Genomic DNA, 1947 nt, shown 5'->3' with positions numbered 1-1947 from the left:
GTGGCGGCCGCGACGGGCTAGGGGCGCGACGCGGCGGGCCGTGCGGCGGGTTGGAACACCTCGACGAGATTGCCCGCGGGGTCGCTGAGCAGGATCTGGCGTCCGCCCGGGCCGGAGACGACGTCGCCGCGGAACGCGACGCCCGCCGCGCGGAGGCGGGCGATCTCGGTGTCCAGGTCGTCGACGATCAGGTGGATGCGGTTGCGGCCGGCGCCGGCGGTGTCGGCTGGGGTGGCGCGGGCGCCGGAACTGGCGGGGCCGGACAGCAGCAGCCGCAGCGGTCCGCGCACCACGTCGGCGAACGCGGGCGCGGCGCTGTGGCGGAGGGTGAAGCCGAGGTGGCCGGTGTAGAAGTCGACGGCCGCCTGGACGTCGTCGACGAGGTAGCGGACGCTGGCGTACTGGTCGGTCGCCGTCATGGGCGGGCCTCCGATGCGAGGGCGAGGACGGGCAGCAGGTAGCGGACGCGCGTGTCGATGTCGGCGGCCGCGCGGGCGAAGGCGGCCTCCTCGGCCTCGCGGCCCCGGTCGTCCGGACCGGTGGGATCGGACGGAGTGGCGGGATCGGACGGAGTGGCGGGATCGGGGATGCTCCAGTGGATCCGCCGCGTACGGCCGTCGAACTCGGGACAGACCTCCCGGGCCTTGTCGCACAGGGTGATCACGTAGTCGAACCGGCGGCCGTGCAGGGCGTCCAGGTGCCGGGGCCGCTGGCCGGCGATGTCAATGCCGTACTTCTCGCGGAGGACCCGCACCGCGCCGGGACTCAGGGCGGCTTTGGGGCGGGTGCCGGCGCTGATCGCGTTCACGCGTCCGGCGGAGTGGTGGCGCAGCAGCGCTTCGGCGATCGGTGAGCGGGCGCTGTTGCCCGTGCACACCACCAGCACTTCGCACGGGGGCCGGTGGTGCTGCGCGTCCGGGAGCGTCGGGGGCGCGACGAGGCCGCGCAGCGCCGGATGCAGGGCGGTCCCGGTCTCGGCGAGGGCGTGCGCGCAGCGGTCCAGGTCGAGGCGGTAGTAGCTGTCGCGGCCGTCGAAACTGCTGCGGGTCGCGGTGACGAGGCCGCCCCCGCGCAGCAGCCGCAGGTGGTAGGACACCAGGTTCTGCGGTGCGTCGGCCCGCGCCATGAGCTCCCGGACCCGCAGGTCGCCGGTGGCGAGTGCGGTCAGCAGCCGCCAGCGCACCGGGTGGGCGGCCAGGCGCACGAACTCCGGCACGTCGTGATCCGCTCCGCCTGCTCCGCCCGCGCCGTGCCCCGGGACGGCTTGACTCGGTGACCCCACGCTCGGCACGATACATCAAACCAGTTTGATGGAATAGCGGTTGGAGGCGGCGATGCCGTCTGGACCACTCCCCGGGACCTCCGGGACGGCGGCGGCACCGCCCGGCGGCGGTTCCCTCGCGCGCCGGCTGGGGACCGGGGACGCGGTGGTGATCGGGCTCGGGTCGATGATCGGGGCGGGGGTGTTCGCCGCGTTCGGCCCGGCCGCGCGCGCCGCCGGGACGGGGCTGCTGATCGGGCTGGTGATCGCCGCGGTGATCGCCTACTGCAACGCGGTCGCCTCCGCGCAGCTGGCGGCGGCCTACCCGACGTCCGGCGGCACGTACGTCTACGGCCGCGAACGCCTCGGCGACTGGTGGGGCTTCACCGCCGGGTGGGGCTTCGTGGTCGGCAAGACCGCCTCGTGCGCCGCGATGGCGCTCACCTTCGCCTCCTACGCGGTGCCCGGGCCCTGGTGGACGCAGCGCGCCGTGGCCGTCGCGGCCGTGCTGGGGCTGGCCGCGCTCAACTACCACGGAGTGACGAAGACCGTCCTGCTCACCCGCGTGCTCGTCGCCACCAGCCTGATCGCCCTGGCCGTCGTGGTCGCGGGCATCGCGGCGGGCGGCCACGCCGGCGCCGCGCGGCTGGGCGGCTGGTCGGCGCTGGGCTCCGGCGGCGCCTACG

At 75.4% G+C, this 1947-nt stretch carries 3 protein-coding genes; 1 reads left to right on the top strand and 2 read right to left on the bottom strand.

All coding sequences use genetic code 11. From position 1 onward, the window contains the following. Nucleotides 1-17 precede the first annotated feature (17 nt). Entirely contained in the window at nt 18-419 is a 402-nt protein-coding gene (locus ABZ914_RS35960) for a VOC family protein (RefSeq protein ID WP_387020087.1), read from the bottom strand. Next, on the bottom strand, nt 416-1216 hold the full coding sequence (locus ABZ914_RS35955; protein WP_500198745.1) for an arsenate reductase/protein-tyrosine-phosphatase family protein: 801 nt from the start codon (nt 1214-1216) through the stop codon (nt 416-418). The genes ABZ914_RS35960 and ABZ914_RS35955 overlap by 4 nt, the downstream gene beginning before the upstream one ends. 118 nt (nt 1217-1334) lie before the next feature. Here ABZ914_RS35955 and ABZ914_RS35950 point away from each other — a divergent pair. Beyond that, nucleotides 1335-1947, top strand: a 613-nt coding sequence (locus ABZ914_RS35950) for an amino acid permease (RefSeq protein WP_500198743.1), incomplete at its 3' end; no start/stop codon positions are given.

This window comes from Spirillospora sp. NPDC046719, assembly GCF_040645715.1.
Lineage (GTDB): Bacteria > Actinomycetota > Actinomycetes > Streptosporangiales > Streptosporangiaceae > Spirillospora.
Note: the sequence above shows the minus strand (reverse complement) of the source record. Positions and strands in the feature narration are given on the sequence as shown.

Excerpts from the sequence above, each read along its gene's own strand:
- ABZ914_RS35960 (WP_387020087.1), bottom strand. The coding sequence starts at position 419 with ATGACGGCGACCGACCAGTACGCCAGCGTCCGCTACCTCGTCGACGAC.